The following is a 16,942-nucleotide window of genomic DNA, read 5'->3' as shown; positions in this document are numbered from 1 at the left end:
ACTAAAGGATGAAATGATTCTCTAATGCTAATTTGTTTCCTTAGGGAAACTTTTATTTTATTCTAAGCGTCTGTCCTTCTTTTGTAAAGAGAAAAACTGCAAACGATCGTTTTTATGTTATGCGGGGGGCGGGGGACATGAGCTTGGTTTATTGAAAATCCGTGTGACAGAATTGGACACAAAAAACCAATTATTTCTTCAGAAATGATTGACAGAAGACAAGAACTCCTCATATAATAAAGGTAATCCAATATATGAATATATGCTCATATATAAAGTTTTTGTTTTTTAATAGGTTTCATCGATCCAGGGAACGTTATTTATCATATAGAAAAAAGGTGAGAACATGAAAAAAATGAAGGATGAATACGTATTAAGCGGTCTTGATTGTGGAAACTGTGCACGTAAAATTGAAACAGGTGTCAGCAAAATGGATGGCGTTGAAGCTTGTTCCGTTAATTTTGCGACAGGGACATTGACTGTCACACATGCAGATAAGCAAGAAACGATGTCAAAGCGTATTGAAAAAACGGTTCAGTCCATCGAACCTCATGTGAGTGTATCACCAAAAGAAGAAGTGCATCACCACGATCATGATCATGGGACAAAAAATTTAAAAGCGATTGTGCTCAAATTAATTGGCGGTGCAGTCATTGGAACAGCAGCTTATTTTATACCAGAAGATGGCTTACTGAAATTTATCATGTTTTTCGCAGCGTATTTACTAGTCGGCGGTGATGTGGTTTTTAAAGCGCTGAAAAATATCGTGCGCGGCCAAGTATTTGATGAAAACTTCTTAATGACCATTGCAACAGCTGGCGCTTTTGTCATTCAGCAATATCCAGAGGCTCTGGCAGTGATGCTGTTTTACCAAATTGGAGAGCTGTTCCAAGGAGCAGCAGTGAATCGTTCAAGACGATCCATTAGTGAACTAATGAATATTCGCCCTGAATATGCGAATCTCAAAGTAGGAAATGAAACGAAAAAAGTGAAGCCGGAAGAAGTAAAAGTCGGTGACCGTATCGTCGTAAAACCGGGCGAAAAAATTCCACTTGATGGTCTCGTCATTGAAGGCTTTTCACTCGTGGATACCTCTGCATTAACAGGTGAGTCTGTGCCGCGGGATGTAGAAGCAGGGAAAGAAGTTCTTGCAGGATTTGTGAATCAAAACGGTATTCTTGAAATTGAAGTGCAAAAAGGGCTAAGCGAATCGGCAGTGACGAAAATTTTAGATTTGGTTGAAAATGCGAGCAGCCGAAAAGCACAGACAGAAAACTTTATCACTAAGTTTGCAAAATACTATACACCGGCTGTCGTTGTATTGGCATTGCTGCTTGCCTTTGTGCCGCCGCTTCTCATTCCATCAGCTCAATTGTCTGACTGGGTTTACCGGGCACTCGTTTTCCTTGTGATTTCTTGTCCTTGTGCGCTTGTCGTGTCCATCCCATTAGGGTTCTTCGGGGGAATTGGGGCAGCTTCTAAACGAGGCATCCTTGTAAAAGGCAGTAACTATCTAGAAGCACTAAACTCTGTGAGCTATGCTGTATTTGATAAGACGGGCACACTCACAAAAGGGAACTTTACAGTGACCAATATCGTGACAACGAGCGATAAGTGGTCAGAAGAAGAGCTGCTTTCTTTTGCAGCTTTAGCAGAAGCCTACTCCTCACATCCGATTGCTGAATCAATTAAAGCGGCATATGGTTCGCCGCTTGATGAAAGCAAGATCGAAGCATACGAAGATATTGCGGGACATGGAATTAAAGCAACCATCAGTGGTTCCCAAGTGTTAGCGGGTAATCATCGCTTGATGGAACGAGAAGGCATTTCATATGAAAAAGAAAAACGAAGCGGAACGGTTGTGTACATGGCCATTAACGGTGAGTTTGCCGGATCGATCTTGATTGCAGATGAATTAAAGGATGATGCAATTGAAGCCGTCTCAGCTCTAAAAGCATCTGGCATTCAAACAGTCATGCTGACTGGTGATGCCAAGCAAGTTGGAACAGCGGTCGCCCAGCAAATTGGCATTGATGAAGTACATGCCGAATTATTACCGCAGGATAAAGTAACGAAATTAGAAGAAATTGATCAGAAAAAAGCGCCTCAAGAAAAATTATTATTTGTTGGGGACGGCATTAATGATACACCGGTATTAGCAAGAGCAGACATAGGAATTGCAATGGGCGGACTTGGTTCAGATGCAGCGGTAGAAGCGGCTGATATCGTCATTATGACAGACCAGCCGTCAAAAGTAGCAGAAGCCATCGCTGTCGCTAAACGAACAAGAAGAATTGTATGGCAGAATATTGCTTTTGCTCTTGGGGTTAAAGGGGTTTTCCTATTACTTGGAGCATTTGGTATTGCGACCATGTGGGAAGCCGTCTTCTCGGATGTCGGTGTGACTGTACTCGCTGTTTTAAATGCCATGAGGGTAATGAAATAAAATTGTTAGGAAAAATTCATGAATACCATCTTTCATAATGAATCCCCTCTTGTTAAAATAGAAGAAGTTGGATAATGGCATTATTCTAAGCTATTATCCTTTTTCTTTTGAAGGAATGAAAAAGATAAGGTAGGTGCTTATGTGAGTAAAAAAAATAATCAATCATCATCCATTAAATTTGCTGTCATTTTAACCATTATCGCAGCTCTTCTCATCGGATTATTCGTCGTCATTGGAAATAACAACAGCAAAGAAGCACAAACGGTTGACAGTAAGCCTTCTATTAAAGGACAGCCTGTTATGGGGGATAAAAACGCAGCGGTGCAAATCGTCGAGTTTGGGGATTATAAATGTCCGTCATGTAAATCATTTGAAACAGACATTTTCCCAAAACTGAAAGCGGACTACATAGATAAAGGCGATGTATCATTTTCGTTTATTAACTTGCCACTTCCTGTTCATGGAGATGGCGCAGTGCTGGCAGCACTAGCTTCTGAAGAAGTGTGGAAAGAAGATCCGAAAAACTTTTGGGCATTTCATGAAGCTGTCTATCAAGCACAGCCAGATAGTGAAGCAGAATGGGTCACGCCTGCTAAGCTGACAGAGCTAGCGAAAAAGACAACAAAAATAGATACGGACAAGCTTAAAGATAACCTATCAAAGAAAACATATCAGCCGCAGCTGAACACAGACGATCAGCTTGTGAACCAATATAAAGTGAATGCAACACCAACTCTTTTCATTAACAATAAACAAGTCGAAAACTTTTATGACTATGATGAAATCAAAGAATTAATTGATCAAGAGCTCAAAGGGAAAAAATCATGAAGAATAAGCTTGTTTACTTATACAGTGCTTGGATCGTTTCTATCGTTGCGACGATGAGCAGCCTGTATTTAAGTGAAGTAAAGAAGTTTATCCCATGCGATATGTGCTGGTTTCAGCGTATTTTCATGTACCCGCTCGTGCTTTTACTTGGAATTGCGACATTCAGAGGCGATGTGAAAGTGAAATATTACGTTCTGCCTTTGGCTGTGATTGGCGCTTGTTTTTCTATCTATCATTATATGGAACAAAAGATACCTGGCTTTGCATCGATTCGCCCTTGCCTGAGCGGTATTCCTTGTTCCGTTGATTATTTGAACTGGTTTGGTTTTATCACCATTCCACTACTAGCCCTTATTGCATTTATTCTCATCATCATTAGTATGCTGCTGTTAAATGCAAAAGAAGATTGAAAGAGATAGCCTGCTTATAAGCGGGCTATTTTTTATTTTTGCAAAAAGATAAAATTTAAAGAAAATTTGTATTGCTTTTCACCTGTGTCAGATATACATTAAGGGAGTAGTGTTAGATGATCAGATAAAGGTAAGGAGATAAGCGGAAAATGGCATGGGAAGTCTTAAGTATCATTGGCATTGTCGCATTCGCTATTAGTGGCGCGATTGTGGCAATGGAGGAAGAGTACGATATTCTTGGTGTGTACATTTTAGGGATTGTGACAGCATTTGGCGGTGGAGCGATTCGGAATCTATTAATTGGTCTGCCGGTGTCTGCTTTATGGTCACAGGGCAAAATGTTTACGATTGCCCTTGTATCCATTACGATTGTGTTTCTTTTTCCAAAGCTTTTGCTCAAGCATTGGAGCACATGGGGGAATTTCTCAGATGCGATCGGTTTAGCAGCGTTTGCGATTCAAGGCGCATTATTTGCTGTGCAAAGAGAACTCCCGCTCAGTGCAGTTATTGTGGCAGCCATTTTGACTGGAAGCGGCGGCGGAATTGTGCGTGATTTATTAGCAGGGCGGAAGCCGCTTGTGCTAAAAGCAGAGATTTACGCCGTATGGGCAGCCCTTGGCGGCTTATTCGTCGGACTCGGCTTAGCGCAAGGAGAGCTTGCTTTATATCTGCTGTTTGTCATCCTCGTCGTATGCAGGGTTTGTTCCTACTTATTCAAATGGCGTCTTCCCGCCAGGTCTTATTTTTTAAATAAAGGGTAAAACGAAAAAAGGGCGATTCCGCTCTTTTTTTGTGTTTAATAAGAGCTGAATATCAGCAGATGATGGAGTTTTCGTGTAAAATAAAAGCAGGGTCTTTTGTTCATCATTTGAACAATACATATGATGAAAATTTTGTCAGCTGGCTGAATATCTAGATTCAGCCTTTTTTTGCCTAGATGGATTGTTATGTGTTGGTTTCACTTTTTGCGGAATACTAAAGAAGCACTTCTGAGCGGACGGATGGATGAAATGAACACATCTTTGCATGTAAGCAAAACTTGACGAAAAATATACATAGGAGGGACATGTACTAGTGGAGATTTTTTTGGCAGTGCTCGTACTACTGGCACTCATTGCAGTATCTAATATTATCAATCGTTTTGTCCCCTTTATTCCCGTTCCGTTAATTCAAGTGGGCTTAGGAATATTGGTGGCAGCTTTTCCTTCAGGTTTACATATTTCTTTAAATCCTGAACTCTTCTTCGTTCTATTTATTGCGCCGCTGTTATTTAATGACGGGAAGCGTACCCCAAGGGACGAGCTATGGAAATTAAGAGCACCGATTCTTCTTTTAGCGCTTGGTCTAGTGTTTGCGACCGTCATTGTAGCGGGATATACCATTCATTGGATGATTCCAAGCATACCGCTTCCAGCCGCATTTGCGCTTGCAGCAATTTTATCACCGACAGATGTGGTGGCAGTAAGTGCTTTATCCAGCCGTGTAAATATGCCAAAGGGCATCATGAGACTGCTGGAAGGCGAAGGGCTGATGAACGATGCATCAGGACTTGTCGCCTTTAAATTTGCCATTGCCGCAACGGTGACGGGAGCATTTTCAATTGCTCAGGCATCCTTTAGTTTTGTACTGATTGCAGCAGGCGGGTTATTGACTGGATTTATTCTATCCTTTTTTATCATTCGTTTTCGCTATTTTCTCCGCCGTTTAGGAATGGACGATGTCACAATGCATATCATCCTGCAAATCCTTACACCATTTGTGATTTATTTAGCAGCGGAAGAAATCGGTGTATCCGGAATTTTAGCCGTTGTGGCTGGCGGTGTGACACATGCCATTGAGCAAGACCGAATGGAAGCGAATTTAGCCAAACTGCAAATTGCTTCATCAAACACATGGAATATTATTTTATTTATTTTAAACGGACTTGTTTTCGTTTTACTTGGATTGCAGATTCCGGATGTTTCTACAGTCATTTTCCAAGATGAATCCTTTAACAACATGCAGGTGATTGGCTACATCTTAATTATTACGCTATGTCTCATGGTGCTGCGGTTCTTATGGGTATGGCTGTTCTGGGCAGGAAAATGGAGCGCAACAAAAAAGCAAAATGTGAAAAAGCCGAAGTTTCGCGCCTCGATGCTTATGACATTCTCTGGTGTCCGCGGGGCTGTGACATTAGCCGGTGCCTTCTCTATCCCATTTACGCTCGCGGACGGATCACCATTTCCAGAGCGGCATTTGATTATTTTCCTCGCAGCAGGCGTCATCTTATGTACACTCATTTTAGCCAGTGTGTTACTGCCTCTTTTATCTGAGAAAAAAGACAAACAAGTCGACGTGGACTTGGATACAAAGATTCAGCATGCGAAACGGAAGCTGCTGAGAAGCGCGATTAAAACGCTAAAAGAAGGGATGAATGAGGACAACAGGGAAGTATCCCTTGCACTCATCAATGATTACCGAATGAAGCTGAGAAATATCCAGCGTGAACCATACCAATTCGGGATGAGAAAACAAGAGCGAAAAATCAGACTGCACGGCATCAAAGCAGAACAGATGAAACTTCAACAATTAATTGATGAAGAGAAAATTGACAAGGAAGAAGCCTATGAGCTGCAAGAGAGATTTCATGAGCTGGAAATGCTGTATTCAAACTCCTTCAAAATCCGTTTTTCAAAGGTGAAGTTTCTCCGCTTGCTTCAATGGCTGCAATTATGGCGGCCGAATCAGCACATTTCAAGCGGTATTTTAGAAAAAGAGGACGCGTACAAACAAATCCGTAAGAAAACGGCTGAGGCTGCGGTAGACTCGATCAAACAGCATATGACAGATGAAAACCAGCAAACATGCCACCAAGTGATTGGTTTTTACAACCAAGTGATTTACCGCTGTGAACACGGTCCAAGCTTCTTCCAGCAAAAAGACCGTTCATTTGACCGAAAGAAAAAAGAGCTTAACTTCCAAGCTGTACAGTCGATTCGAAATGAAATTCAAACCTTATATGAAGATGGTGAGATCAACCGTGATATTGCCCATCATTTAAGGGAGTATATCAATGACATGGAAGCTGTTCTGCTCACCAATACGTGATGTTGTCATCTTCTCCCCCATGTTTTATGATGAAGAAAGAGAACGAGCAGAGGGGAGATCAATGATGGCGTATTATGGAGCGATTGAAGCTGGGGGTACAAAATTTTGTTGTGCAATCGGCAATGAGCATGGAGACATCTTAGAGGAAATGACGATTCCGACAGAGCACCCAGAGAAAACAATACAGCAGCTTATTCCATTTTTTAAGCAGCATGACATTGCAGCATTAGGGGTTGGCTCCTTTGGACCCATTTGTGTTCAAAAGGATGATCCTTCATACGGTTATATTATGAACACGCCGAAAGTGGAGTGGAAGGATTATCCGTTCATTCCTGAGCTTGAGAAGCAATTAGGTGTCCCAGTATCCTTTACAACAGATGTCAATGCCGCAGCACTAGGTGAATTAACAAAAGGGGCAGCCAAAGGGCTAAGCAGCTGTTTGTATATCACGGTCGGTACAGGCATTGGTGCGGGAGCTGTTGTGAAAAATGAGCTTCTACACGGCCATTCACATCCTGAGATGGGACATATCCTTATCAGACAGGATGAATCAGATCCGTTTGCAGGTGTCTGTCCGGCACATGGAAATTGCTTAGAAGGGCTGGCAGCTGGACCAGCGATTGAGAAAAGGTGGGGAAAACCCGCCAAAGAGCTTACGCAGGAAGAAGCGGTTTGGGCACTTGAAGCGGATTATTTAGCGCAGGCGCTTATGCAGTACTCACTCATTTTAAGCCCAGAGCGCATCATCATGGGCGGAGGCGTCATGAAGCAAAAGCAGCTATTCCCACTCATTCGAGAGAAGCTGGCTGCTTATGTCAATGATTATGTGGATCTGCCGCCGCTTGATACATACATTGTCTCCCCCGGGCTTGAGGACAAGGCTGGCATGACAGGTGCGCTGCTCTTAGCCGTCGAAGCGAAGAGAAACGCCTGATAATAGAGTTTTGAAGCACAACATGAGATAATGAAAGAGATGGAATCTATAAAAAAGGTGGTTGTTAAAATGGTCAAAAGCTTGAATGATACCGTAACATTGAATAACGGAGTCGAAATGCCTTGGTTTGGTTTAGGTGTATTCAAAGTGGAGGACGGCAATCAAGTGGTAGATGCCGTAAAAGCAGCCATACGGAACGGATATCGCAGCATTGATACGGCAGCTGTTTATAAAAATGAGACAGGCGTAGGAAAAGCGATTAAAGAATCTGGCGTGAAACGAGAAGACTTATTTATTACGTCTAAAGTATGGAACACAGATCAAGGCTATGACAAAGCGCTGGCGGCGTTTGACGCAAGCTTAAACCGATTAGGTCTCGACTACTTAGACCTCTATTTGATCCATTGGCCTGGACCAAATGCAGATACATTTAAAGACACATGGCGCGCACTTGAGAAGCTTTATAAAGACGGGAAAGTCAGAGCCATTGGAGTCAGCAACTTCTACATTCAGCATTTAGAAGAGCTATTAAAAGATGCTGAGGTTGTTCCAGCTGTGAACCAAGTTGAGTTTCATCCGAAACTGACACTTGTTGAACTGCGTCAATATGCAAAGGAAAAAGGCATTCAAATTGAGGCATGGTCTCCGCTGATGCAAGGGAAACTATTAGATCATGACGTATTGAAAGACATTGCTGCACGCTACAACAAATCTGTTGCTCAAGTCATCTTGCGCTGGGATCTGCAAAGCGGTGTCGTGACAATTCCTAAATCAATCAATGAAGAACGCATTAAACAAAATGCAGACATCTTTGACTTCGAGCTTTCCAAAGAAGACATGGAAAAAATCGATGCATTAAACAATAACGAGCGTGTCGGCTCGAATCCAGAGACGATGACGGTTGGGTTTGAATAAATAAAAAAATCCTCTTTCTCATGTGAGAAAGGGGATTTTTTACGTACTGCTTCGTCGCACAGCCAAGAGCATGATAAAAGATAAGATCACAATACAAATCGTCCAGGCCCAAGCGAGCTCCATTCGTCCAGAATCAATCGCTACATAGATAGCAGTTGGGAGTGTTTGGGTTTTTCCTGGGATGTTGCCGGCAAACATTAAGGTCGCCCCGAATTCTCCAAGGGCTCTAGCAAAACTGAGAATGCTGCCTGACAAGAGGGAAGGCAGGGCAAGTGGTACAGTAATATAAGCAAAGACTTGGAATGAATGAGCACCATCTACTTTTGCAGCCCCTTCAATGTCTGACTCAATCGTAGAAAATCCAGCTTTTGCAGATTGATACATAAGCGGGAATGCCACAACCGTCGATGCAATAACTGCCGCCCACCATGTAAAAATGACAGGCTGGTGGAAGATCCATTCAATCGCGTCCCCGATCATGCTATGCCTTCCGAATATGACGAGCAATAAAAACCCTACAACCGTTGGCGGAAGGACAAGCGGCATCATCAAGAGCGTTTCTACGATCATTTTTCCTTTAAATGATGTTCGCGCCATCCAATAGCCAATCATTGTACCAAAAACTGTTGCCAGCAGCCCGCTCACAATGGCAACTTGCACGGACAGCCAGATGGGAGAAAGGAATTCTTCAGTCAGCATGGGCATTATGTCACTTGAAAGCCGTACTTTTTAAAAATGGATTTGGCTGTTTCTGATTGAAGAAATTCAAAAAAGGACTTGGCTTCCTCTAAATGTTGTGTCCCTTTTATGATCCCTACTGGGTAAATGATCGGGGAGTGCATGTCCTGATTGGCTTCAGCTGCAATCTTTACTTTTTTGGAAACGAGGGCATCTGTCTTATACACAACACCTGCTTCCACATTTCCTGTTTCTACGTAGCTTAAAACCTGCCGCACATCCTTGCCGTACACAGCGTTCTTTTTCACTTGATCCCAGATGTTCAGCTTTGTGAAAATCTCTTTGCCGTATGTACCAGCAGGAACGGATTCAGGTGTGCCAAGAGCAACCTTTCCTTTTATGTGCTGGACGTCTTGAAAGCTTTTAATAGAGGAAGAGTGATCTTTTGGCACAATGAGTACAAGCTCATTTTGGATAGCATCCTTGATAAAATGTTGATCGATGTCTCCAGATTTCACAAGCTCATCAAAGGGCGCTTCAGCTGCTGAGAAAAAGAGATCCGCCTTTGCCCCTTGCGCAATTTGCTGCTTTAATGCGCCGGATGACCCGAAATTATTTATTAATATCACATTCGGATGCTCATCATTATAAGTAGATTCAATTTCCTTTAGTGCATCCTGAAGACTTGCCGCAGCTGAAATGACAAGCTCAGTTTTTTTGGTTGTATCCGATGACTTCATCTCTGTTTGACACCCGCTCAGGAGCAAACAGATGGCGATGAAGGCGAAGAACGCATACTTCATGTTCACACCTCTTATTATTCAATATCATCTGTATCCTTTATTATAAGCAAACTTATTTGACCATTCATAGGCTTTCAGTAAAAAGAGAAAAGAAAAGCCGCCAGAAGGCGACTTTTAATGCTGATAAAAACGGAGCAAATTTCCATTGATCACTTTGTCTGATAAGGAAAGCTCTTTATTGGCTTTTTCGATATAAGGCTGACACACCTCATCCTGTTCAACAGGCTCTTTTGTTTTTTGATCATAGCAGGTGTTCTTTGTATAGAGATAATCATTTGTAATAAAGTTCCCGTTTCTCAAAACAGCAAAAGGCGTCCGTTCGTTTGAAAATAAGTCATTGCCAAATTGAATGGCATCCTTCGTTTCAATACCGAGTAAGTGCAGGAGTGTCGGCTTCACGTCGATTTGCCCAGCTGTTTCAGAAATTGTCTGCGGTGCTTGGTCTGTGACTCCCGGAATGTAAATCAAAAAGGGAACCCGCTGCAATTTCACAGCATCAAACGGTGTGATTTCATCTTTATTGAGCAGCTCTGCCATTGCCTGATGATGTGCCTCAGAGATGCCATAGTGATCCCCCATGAGAACAAACATTGTATTGTCATACAGTCCTTCTTCTTTCATACGTTCAAAAAATGTCTTAATGGCTTCATCCTGATAGCGGACGGTCGTCACATAGCGGTTTAAAATGGCGCTGGACGAATCATATTCATCAATCAATTGATCGTTTGGATCGATTTCAAATGGAAAGTGATTGGTCAAGGTAATGAACGTGCTGTAATAAGGTGCCTTCAACTTTTTTAAATAATCAATGGATTGGTCAAAGAAGTCGATATCCTTTAAGCCCCAGCCAGTTGAATTCTGTTCATTGACTTGATACGAATCGACATCATAAAAGCGGTCAATCCCAAACGATTCATACATCACATCACGATTCCAAAACGTTTTATTATTCGCATGAAATTGGACGGATTGATAGTTCTTTTTTTTCAGCTGCTTGTATAACGTGTCGTATTCGTTGTCACTCGCTGTGAAAAAGACAGCGCCGCTGCTAGATGGATAGAGGGAATTTGCGACAATAAACTCTGAATCCGACGTCTTTCCTTGCTCAGTCTGCTGATAAAATTCATCAAAATAAAAACTCTTTTTAGCGAGTTGATTTAAAAAGGGGGTGATGTATTGTCCATTCACCTTTTGATCAACGACAAATTGCTGGGTTGATTCGAGTGAAATGAACACAACGTTCTTGCCTTTAGCAAGTCCAAAGTACTCTTCGTTTGGTGCACTGTAATCAGCCTTTGTGTAGTTAGCTACGGTTGAAAGTGTATCTTCATCTGCAAAGGCTTTTTGTCCAATTCGCGCTGTTTGGGCAGCACCGTCATACAGGTGGAACTGGAACAACCCAAGGTTTCGTACAATCACTTCTCGATCATAAGAGCTTGTCAGAAAACGAGGGTGATCCATCATGGCTGAACTGACATGAAACAATAGAAAGCTGCAGCACACGGCATAATATGTTTTGATCGTCTTGAAGGAGGCTTTTGGTGCTAAAGGTTTACGCTTTAACAGCCATGCCAGTACCACGAAATCAATGAGCATCAGTAAAAACAGCGGGTGGAACAATTCTGTCATACTGCTGCCCATATCCCCCATGTTTTTCGCTTGGAATAATACAGGGATCGTAATGAAATCAATATAAAATCCATAAAAGATCGTATTCGCTATGAGAATCGCCGTCAAAATAAAATTTGCGGTCAATAAAAAAATCTTTTGCTTCTTTTCATTTAAAAAAAGAGCAATCCCAAACAAAGGGAGCAAAAAGCTAAGTGGATTGATCAAAAGCAGCCATTCATGAAACAGATTGGCCGTTCTTATGTGAAATCCGAATTGATATATGATGTATGTTTTCATCCACATGAAGAGGATGGAATACACTAAAAACCAGTGATTTTTGAAGAACGCTTTCATTTATGTAGCTCCTCATCATTCTGTATTCAGCTGCAAGGCAAAAACACTTATCTTAAACCTACTAAAAAAATGAGGAATGATCAATTCATATCCTGTGTTTTTCGGAAAAACTCTTTTTAATTCATTAGAATGGGATGGATATGCCGCAGATGACGGCGATGTAATAGCAGGTAACGACGGTAAGAGCAGCTAGTACGACTTGTTCTCCTGTGCTGCCTGTTTTGACATAGAAGGGAAGACGCACTTTAATGGAAGCTGGAAATAAAAATTTCATCCCGTTCACTGTTCCTGCATCCAGGATGAGATGACTTGCCATCCCGACTAGTAAACCGATACTTAGGCTGTCATTTGGAATGTATGTTGTCGCTAGAAAATAAATGATCAGCAAAAATAATAAACTGTGTGTAAACGTGCGATGACCGAATACACTGCTGATCAGTGCCGAGAGCAGCGGGAATTTTCTGCCGATTTTACTTTTTGTATGGCAAAGATCAGGGATCAGGGCACCAACTGATCCAGCAGCAGCCATCGTCACTGGGTCTAATCCATAATAGTAGGCAACGGCTGTAGAGGCGGCAACTCCGCCCATGATGTGTGTTTTTCCTGTCATGATGCGTACTCCTGTTCTATCTTTAGTTCAAGTACTCACTATATCAAGGGTGGATTTATTCAGCAAGGCTTATTTCTAAAGAAAAAGAGGCCAAAATGGTTGGCTGAATGGAAAAACATTCTATAATAAGGGAGAAGTCATGTTGATACTAACGATAAGGATGCGATTCGGATGGGTAATGCAGACATTTTAAAAGAAATTGTTCTTGTACATTATGAAGTCAGCCGTAAATTAAACCGCAAGTTACTTGAGTTAGAGAAAGACATCACGCCCCCGCAGATATATGCTCTTTCTATTTTGATACAAGGCAAAGTATCACATGCCGAAGAGCTGAAGCAAAGACTCTCATTAAACCCTGGTGCAGCCTCTATTGCACTCAATAAATTATGTGAGCAGGGTTATATTCAAAGAGAACGGGACAAGGACGATTCATCACTTGTTCGTTTAGAAGTCACGGAAAAAGGGATGGCGATTTATGAAAAGCATACACGTCTTTTCGGAAAAGTGATTCAGCATATGATGTCAGACTTCACAAAGGATGATTTAAAAACCTTTCTGTCGTACTTGCAAAAAATGAGACAGACCTTTCATGATGATTGAGCCTCTTCCCTTGTATAATGCTGAGCGCTGTAGCGCAAATTAAACAGGCAACCGCATTTTATGAAAAGGGAGGAAACAGCGATGTCATTTTTCCAAAAGGATAAAAAGGCGAAAAGTGAGAAAAACCATCAGCAGGTAGATCAGCTGTTAGAGGAAGCAAGTAAAGAGCTAGCAGGCGATCCGCTTCAGGAAGCTGTACAAAAGAAGAAAAACAACCAACAATAAGCAGGTAAAGGGCAGAGAAACCGTTCTCTGCCTCAGCGCGCAGACAAACCCTCGCATTCGGTGTCAGGTCTGCGCTCCGGTGCTCACGAATGTTTCAATTCGCTCCGCTCCGGTACTCGCCCTTCCTAGGACTGCAAAGGTTTTCTATCACGCTGAAAGAAGGAAGACAAAGACCTAAAATGAAGATTATTTTAGCCCTTTGTCAACAATCAAGGGCAGAGAAACCGTTCTCTGCCTTTTTTCTATGTTTTTCCCTTTGACAGATGTGAGAATGTTTGATAACCTTCGTGTAGTAAAAATGAATAGAAATCCTCACGCTATGTCTCAGTGAGGTAGAGGTTGCGCGGATGATGAGTCACTCATAGGAGAGATGGAATCGTAGATCATGAGAAAAAAGGCATCAGCGCCGAAGTGTAAAGAGAGCTCCAACTTTCTTTATGCTGGGTCTGCATTGAATAAATGCAGGACTGCCACGTCTTTGAAGCGTGGAGGGCTATCCGGAGATCAAGGTGTATGTTTTGAAAAGCATGGACTTTTGTTCAGGCTTTTTTTTATGTTCTGAGTAACAAAAATAAGGGTATGCTGTGAATAAGTAATCCATGATGAACATAAAGAATGCAAGTCATTGCTTCACAAATATATCAATGAAGATACTGCCGGGTCTGGTCCAAAGTGAATAAAACGGAGGTACGGAAATGGAACAGACAAAAAAATGGGGTTTTTGGTTATTGACGGCTTTTGTCGTCGGAAATATGGTAGGTTCAGGCATCTTTATGCTGCCAAGTACGCTTGCCCAGCACGCCAGTCCTTTAGGTGTGACGATGGCATGGCTTGTCACAGGCGGCGGTGTGCTGATGATTGCGCTTGTATTTGGGCATTTGTCCATTCATAAGCCGCAGCTGACGGCTGGACCACAGAGTTATGCAAGGGCGCTTTTTAAAGATCCGAAAAAAGGGAAAGCGGCCGGTTTTACAATGGTTTGGGGATATTGGGTGGCAAGCTGGATTAGTAATGTCGCAATTATTACAAGCCTTGCTGGTTATTTAACGACTTTTTTCCCTATTCTCACCGTAAAGACTGAAGTTTTTACCTTTGGAAAAGAAGCGGTCACACTTGGCCAGCTCATGACGTTTATCGTATGTACCCTTCTTCTATGGGGAACACATACCATTTTAATCACTAGCTTAAGTGCTGCAAGTAAATTGAATTTTATTACGACCTTTTCGAAGGTGCTTGGATTCGTCCTTTTTATTGTGGCGGGATTATTTGCATTTCAAACGGCATTATTTGAACATTATTACTTCCCAGTTGAAACAGGCGGAGAAGGAGTGCTCGGACTTGGCGGCCAAATTCATCATGCAGCTATTTCCACACTATGGGCATTTATTGGGATTGAATCAGCTGTCATTTTATCAGGAAGAGCATCCTCACAGCGTGATGTGAAACGTGCGACGATTACAGGTCTTTTAATCGCACTTTCGATCTACATGATTATCACATTGATTACAATGGGCGTTCTGCCGCATGATCAATTGCAAGGCTCTGACAAACCATTCGTGGATGTGCTTCAGCTTATTATTGGGCCAGCTGGCGGAATTGTCATGGCGCTGCTGGCGATTATTTGTTTGTTTGGTTCGATGCTTGGCTGGATTTTACTTGGTTCAGAAGTACCGTATCAAGCAGCAAAGGCTGGTGATTTTCCAGCAGTATTTGCAAAAACAAACAAAAAAGGAAGCCCTGCTTTCGCTTTGACTGTTACAAATATTATGTCACAGCTGTTTATCTTCTCTGTGATGTCACGTACGATTAATGAAGCTTTTACCTTTTTAACCACATCAGCGACACTTGCGTATCTTATTCCGTATATTGTGTCTTCCATCTACAGCTTTAAGGTCATCATGCAAGGTGACACATATGAGCTTCAAAAAGGAAATCGAACAAGAGACGGTATCATTTCACTTGTTGCGATGGGATATTCAGCTTGGGTCATTATTTCAGGAACAGCCGACTTGAAAACTTTTGGTCTTGGAATCGGTCTATTCTTAGTGGGTATTTTGCTTTATCCACTTATGTCAAAAGGATTTGCCAAAGAAACGGTATAGGATTAGGATAAGGAAGACGTTTCTCCATTTCTGGAGAAACGTTCAGCGTGTAGACAAACCCTCGCATTCGTTGTCAGGTCTGCGCTTCGGTGCTCACGAATGTTCAATTCGCTCCGCTCCGGTGCTCGTCCTTCCTAGGGCTGCAAAGGTTTTCTATCACGCTGAAAAGAAGACAAAGGGCTAAAATAAAGCTCATTTTATCCCTTTGTCAATAATTTGGACGTTTCTCCATCTCTGGAGAAACGTTTTTTTATGATGCAGATGTCAATCGGTCTACAATGAACTCTAGCTGACCTTCTAGTGACACTGGGTCATTAAAGAAGTAACCGACGGGATCTATTTCAAATACACGTTTATTTTTGACGGCAGGAAGTGATGTCCAAATGCTGCTTTGATACACTTGGTCACCATTACTTTTTGAGCCGCTCCATGGACCTGTGAAAATATAGTCGCCTGCGAATTCTGGCAGCTTCTCAAGAGAAATGTTTGCATAGCCGACACCGCTGTCGATCGCTTCTTTTTTGACGTCCTTCGGTGCTTTTAATTTCAGCTCGTCATAAATGATTTCGCCCCCGCGGCCGAAGGTGTTTCCAAAAATATAAATACCTTTATCAAATGGCGATACGATCGAAACCGTTTTGTTGCCGACCGCTTTTGTTACCTTTGGTTTCACCTCAGCAATTTTGGTATCCCATTTCGTGATCCATTCTGTTGCTCTTTTTGGTGTACCTGTCATTTTACCGAATTCTTTTAACTGGTCTTTGAAGGAATATTGGTTGTATTTAACCGCTACAGTTGGGGCGATTTTTTTGTATTGATCAAACTTCTCGTCTTCTCCCCATGCAATAATCATATCTGGCTTCAAAGCGGCTACCTTTTCGACTGATGGGGTCCTTCCGAGATTTTCCACTCCATCTGTTTTCCCTTTATAAAAAGGGTTTTTAAAGATGGGGGATGTTGTAGCAACCGGCGTCTTGCCGAGCGTGACGAGGTCCCCGTAATAGCTTTCTGCAAGAAGCACTATTCGTTTCGGATTTTTCGGTAGCTTCACTTCACCTTTGGCATCTTGATAGGTGATCATGTCATTCTTTTTCGCTGCAGATTGTTTATTTGAAGTGCTGCCGCAAGCGGCTGTAAAGATCATAAGGATGGATAAAGAAATCAAAAGAAATCCAGTTCGTTTTTTCACAAAAGTTCTCTCCTATTCACTTTCCTTTGATAATGATTCTCATTTTCAATTTTATCGTAACATGGTAGGAACAAAAATGCATCGGCTAATTTAGAACCAAAAGAAAAATGATGAAATTCTCACAGTTTTTTGCCGAAAATAAAGAAA

15 protein-coding genes and 1 riboswitch are annotated in these 16,942 nt (G+C 42.0%); of the genes, 10 read left to right on the top strand and 5 right to left on the bottom strand.

The window, feature by feature from the left end; genetic code table 11:
- Nucleotides 1-346: 346 nt before the first annotated feature.
- The 7 genes from NSQ76_RS16600 (at nucleotide 347) to NSQ76_RS16570 (ending at nucleotide 8,623) form a co-directional block, all read left to right on the top strand.
- Nucleotides 347-2,446, top strand: coding sequence for a heavy metal translocating P-type ATPase (locus NSQ76_RS16600; RefSeq protein WP_341054941.1), 2,100 nt, complete (start codon nucleotides 347-349; stop codon nucleotides 2,444-2,446).
- A 141-nt stretch (nucleotides 2,447-2,587) separates the two neighbouring features.
- Complete coding sequence (locus NSQ76_RS16595) at nucleotides 2,588-3,274, top strand: DsbA family protein (RefSeq protein WP_044331353.1); 687 nt, start codon at nucleotides 2,588-2,590, stop codon at nucleotides 3,272-3,274.
- Nucleotides 3,271-3,684 (top strand): disulfide oxidoreductase, encoded by a 414-nt coding sequence (locus NSQ76_RS16590; RefSeq protein ID WP_024423464.1) that lies wholly within the window; start codon nucleotides 3,271-3,273, stop codon nucleotides 3,682-3,684. Before NSQ76_RS16595 ends, NSQ76_RS16590 begins: the two co-directional genes overlap by 4 nt.
- 149 nt (nucleotides 3,685-3,833) lie before the next feature.
- Complete coding sequence (locus tag NSQ76_RS16585) at nucleotides 3,834-4,445, top strand: trimeric intracellular cation channel family protein (protein ID WP_024423463.1); 612 nt, start codon at nucleotides 3,834-3,836, stop codon at nucleotides 4,443-4,445.
- 313 nt (nucleotides 4,446-4,758) lie between these two features.
- Entirely contained in the window at nucleotides 4,759-6,774 is a 2,016-nt protein-coding gene (locus NSQ76_RS16580) for a Na+/H+ antiporter (protein WP_024423462.1), read from the top strand.
- 64 nt (nucleotides 6,775-6,838) lie between these two features.
- Nucleotides 6,839-7,708, top strand: a complete 870-nt coding sequence (locus NSQ76_RS16575; protein WP_341055793.1) for an ROK family protein — start codon at nucleotides 6,839-6,841, stop codon at nucleotides 7,706-7,708.
- A gap of 69 nt (nucleotides 7,709-7,777) precedes the next feature.
- A complete protein-coding gene (locus tag NSQ76_RS16570; protein ID WP_203128847.1) occupies nucleotides 7,778-8,623 on the top strand; it encodes an aldo/keto reductase in 846 nt (281 codons plus the stop codon).
- A gap of 39 nt (nucleotides 8,624-8,662) precedes the next feature.
- Here NSQ76_RS16570 and modB read toward each other — a convergent pair whose 3' ends face one another.
- The 4 genes from modB to NSQ76_RS16550 form a co-directional block, all read right to left on the bottom strand.
- On the bottom strand, nucleotides 8,663-9,328 hold the full coding sequence (modB, locus tag NSQ76_RS16565) for a molybdate ABC transporter permease subunit (RefSeq protein WP_341054930.1): 666 nt from the start codon (nucleotides 9,326-9,328) through the stop codon (nucleotides 8,663-8,665).
- The gene (gene modA / locus NSQ76_RS16560; RefSeq protein WP_445661670.1) at nucleotides 9,328-10,104 is read right to left on the bottom strand and encodes a molybdate ABC transporter substrate-binding protein; all 777 of its coding nucleotides are present in this window, start codon (nucleotides 10,102-10,104) and stop codon (nucleotides 9,328-9,330) included. The genes modB and modA overlap by 1 nt, the downstream gene beginning before the upstream one ends.
- 114 nt (nucleotides 10,105-10,218) lie before the next feature.
- Nucleotides 10,219-12,069: an LTA synthase family protein gene (locus NSQ76_RS16555; protein ID WP_024423457.1), complete on the bottom strand. Its 1,851-nt coding sequence runs from the start codon at nucleotides 12,067-12,069 to the stop codon at nucleotides 10,219-10,221.
- A gap of 124 nt (nucleotides 12,070-12,193) precedes the next feature.
- The gene (locus NSQ76_RS16550; protein ID WP_341054927.1) at nucleotides 12,194-12,679 is read right to left on the bottom strand and encodes a metal-dependent hydrolase; all 486 of its coding nucleotides are present in this window, start codon (nucleotides 12,677-12,679) and stop codon (nucleotides 12,194-12,196) included.
- Between the two features lie 171 nt (nucleotides 12,680-12,850).
- On the opposite strand from NSQ76_RS16550, the gene NSQ76_RS16545 reads away from it, so the two are divergent.
- The 3 genes from NSQ76_RS16545 (at nucleotide 12,851) to NSQ76_RS16535 (ending at nucleotide 15,606) form a co-directional block, all read left to right on the top strand.
- A complete protein-coding gene (locus NSQ76_RS16545) occupies nucleotides 12,851-13,279 on the top strand; it encodes a MarR family winged helix-turn-helix transcriptional regulator (RefSeq protein WP_024423455.1) in 429 nt (142 codons plus the stop codon).
- 81 nt (nucleotides 13,280-13,360) lie between these two features.
- Nucleotides 13,361-13,504, top strand: coding sequence for a small acid-soluble spore protein SspJ (sspJ, locus tag NSQ76_RS16540; RefSeq protein ID WP_024423454.1), 144 nt, complete (start codon nucleotides 13,361-13,363; stop codon nucleotides 13,502-13,504).
- 325 nt (nucleotides 13,505-13,829) lie between these two features.
- Nucleotides 13,830-14,008, top strand: a riboswitch (Lysine riboswitch).
- A 191-nt stretch (nucleotides 14,009-14,199) separates the two neighbouring features.
- A complete protein-coding gene (locus tag NSQ76_RS16535) occupies nucleotides 14,200-15,606 on the top strand; it encodes an amino acid permease (protein WP_034623868.1) in 1,407 nt (468 codons plus the stop codon).
- 250 nt (nucleotides 15,607-15,856) lie between these two features.
- On the opposite strand, the gene NSQ76_RS16530 is transcribed toward NSQ76_RS16535, so the two are convergent.
- Entirely contained in the window at nucleotides 15,857-16,795 is a 939-nt protein-coding gene (locus NSQ76_RS16530) for an iron-hydroxamate ABC transporter substrate-binding protein (protein ID WP_341054922.1), read from the bottom strand.
- Nucleotides 16,796-16,942 lie beyond the last annotated feature (147 nt).

Source organism: Bacillus sp. FSL M8-0256 (assembly GCF_038005765.1).
GTDB lineage: Bacteria > Bacillota > Bacilli > Bacillales > Bacillaceae > Bacillus > Bacillus safensis.
Note: the sequence above shows the minus strand (reverse complement) of the source record. Positions and strands in the feature narration are given on the sequence as shown.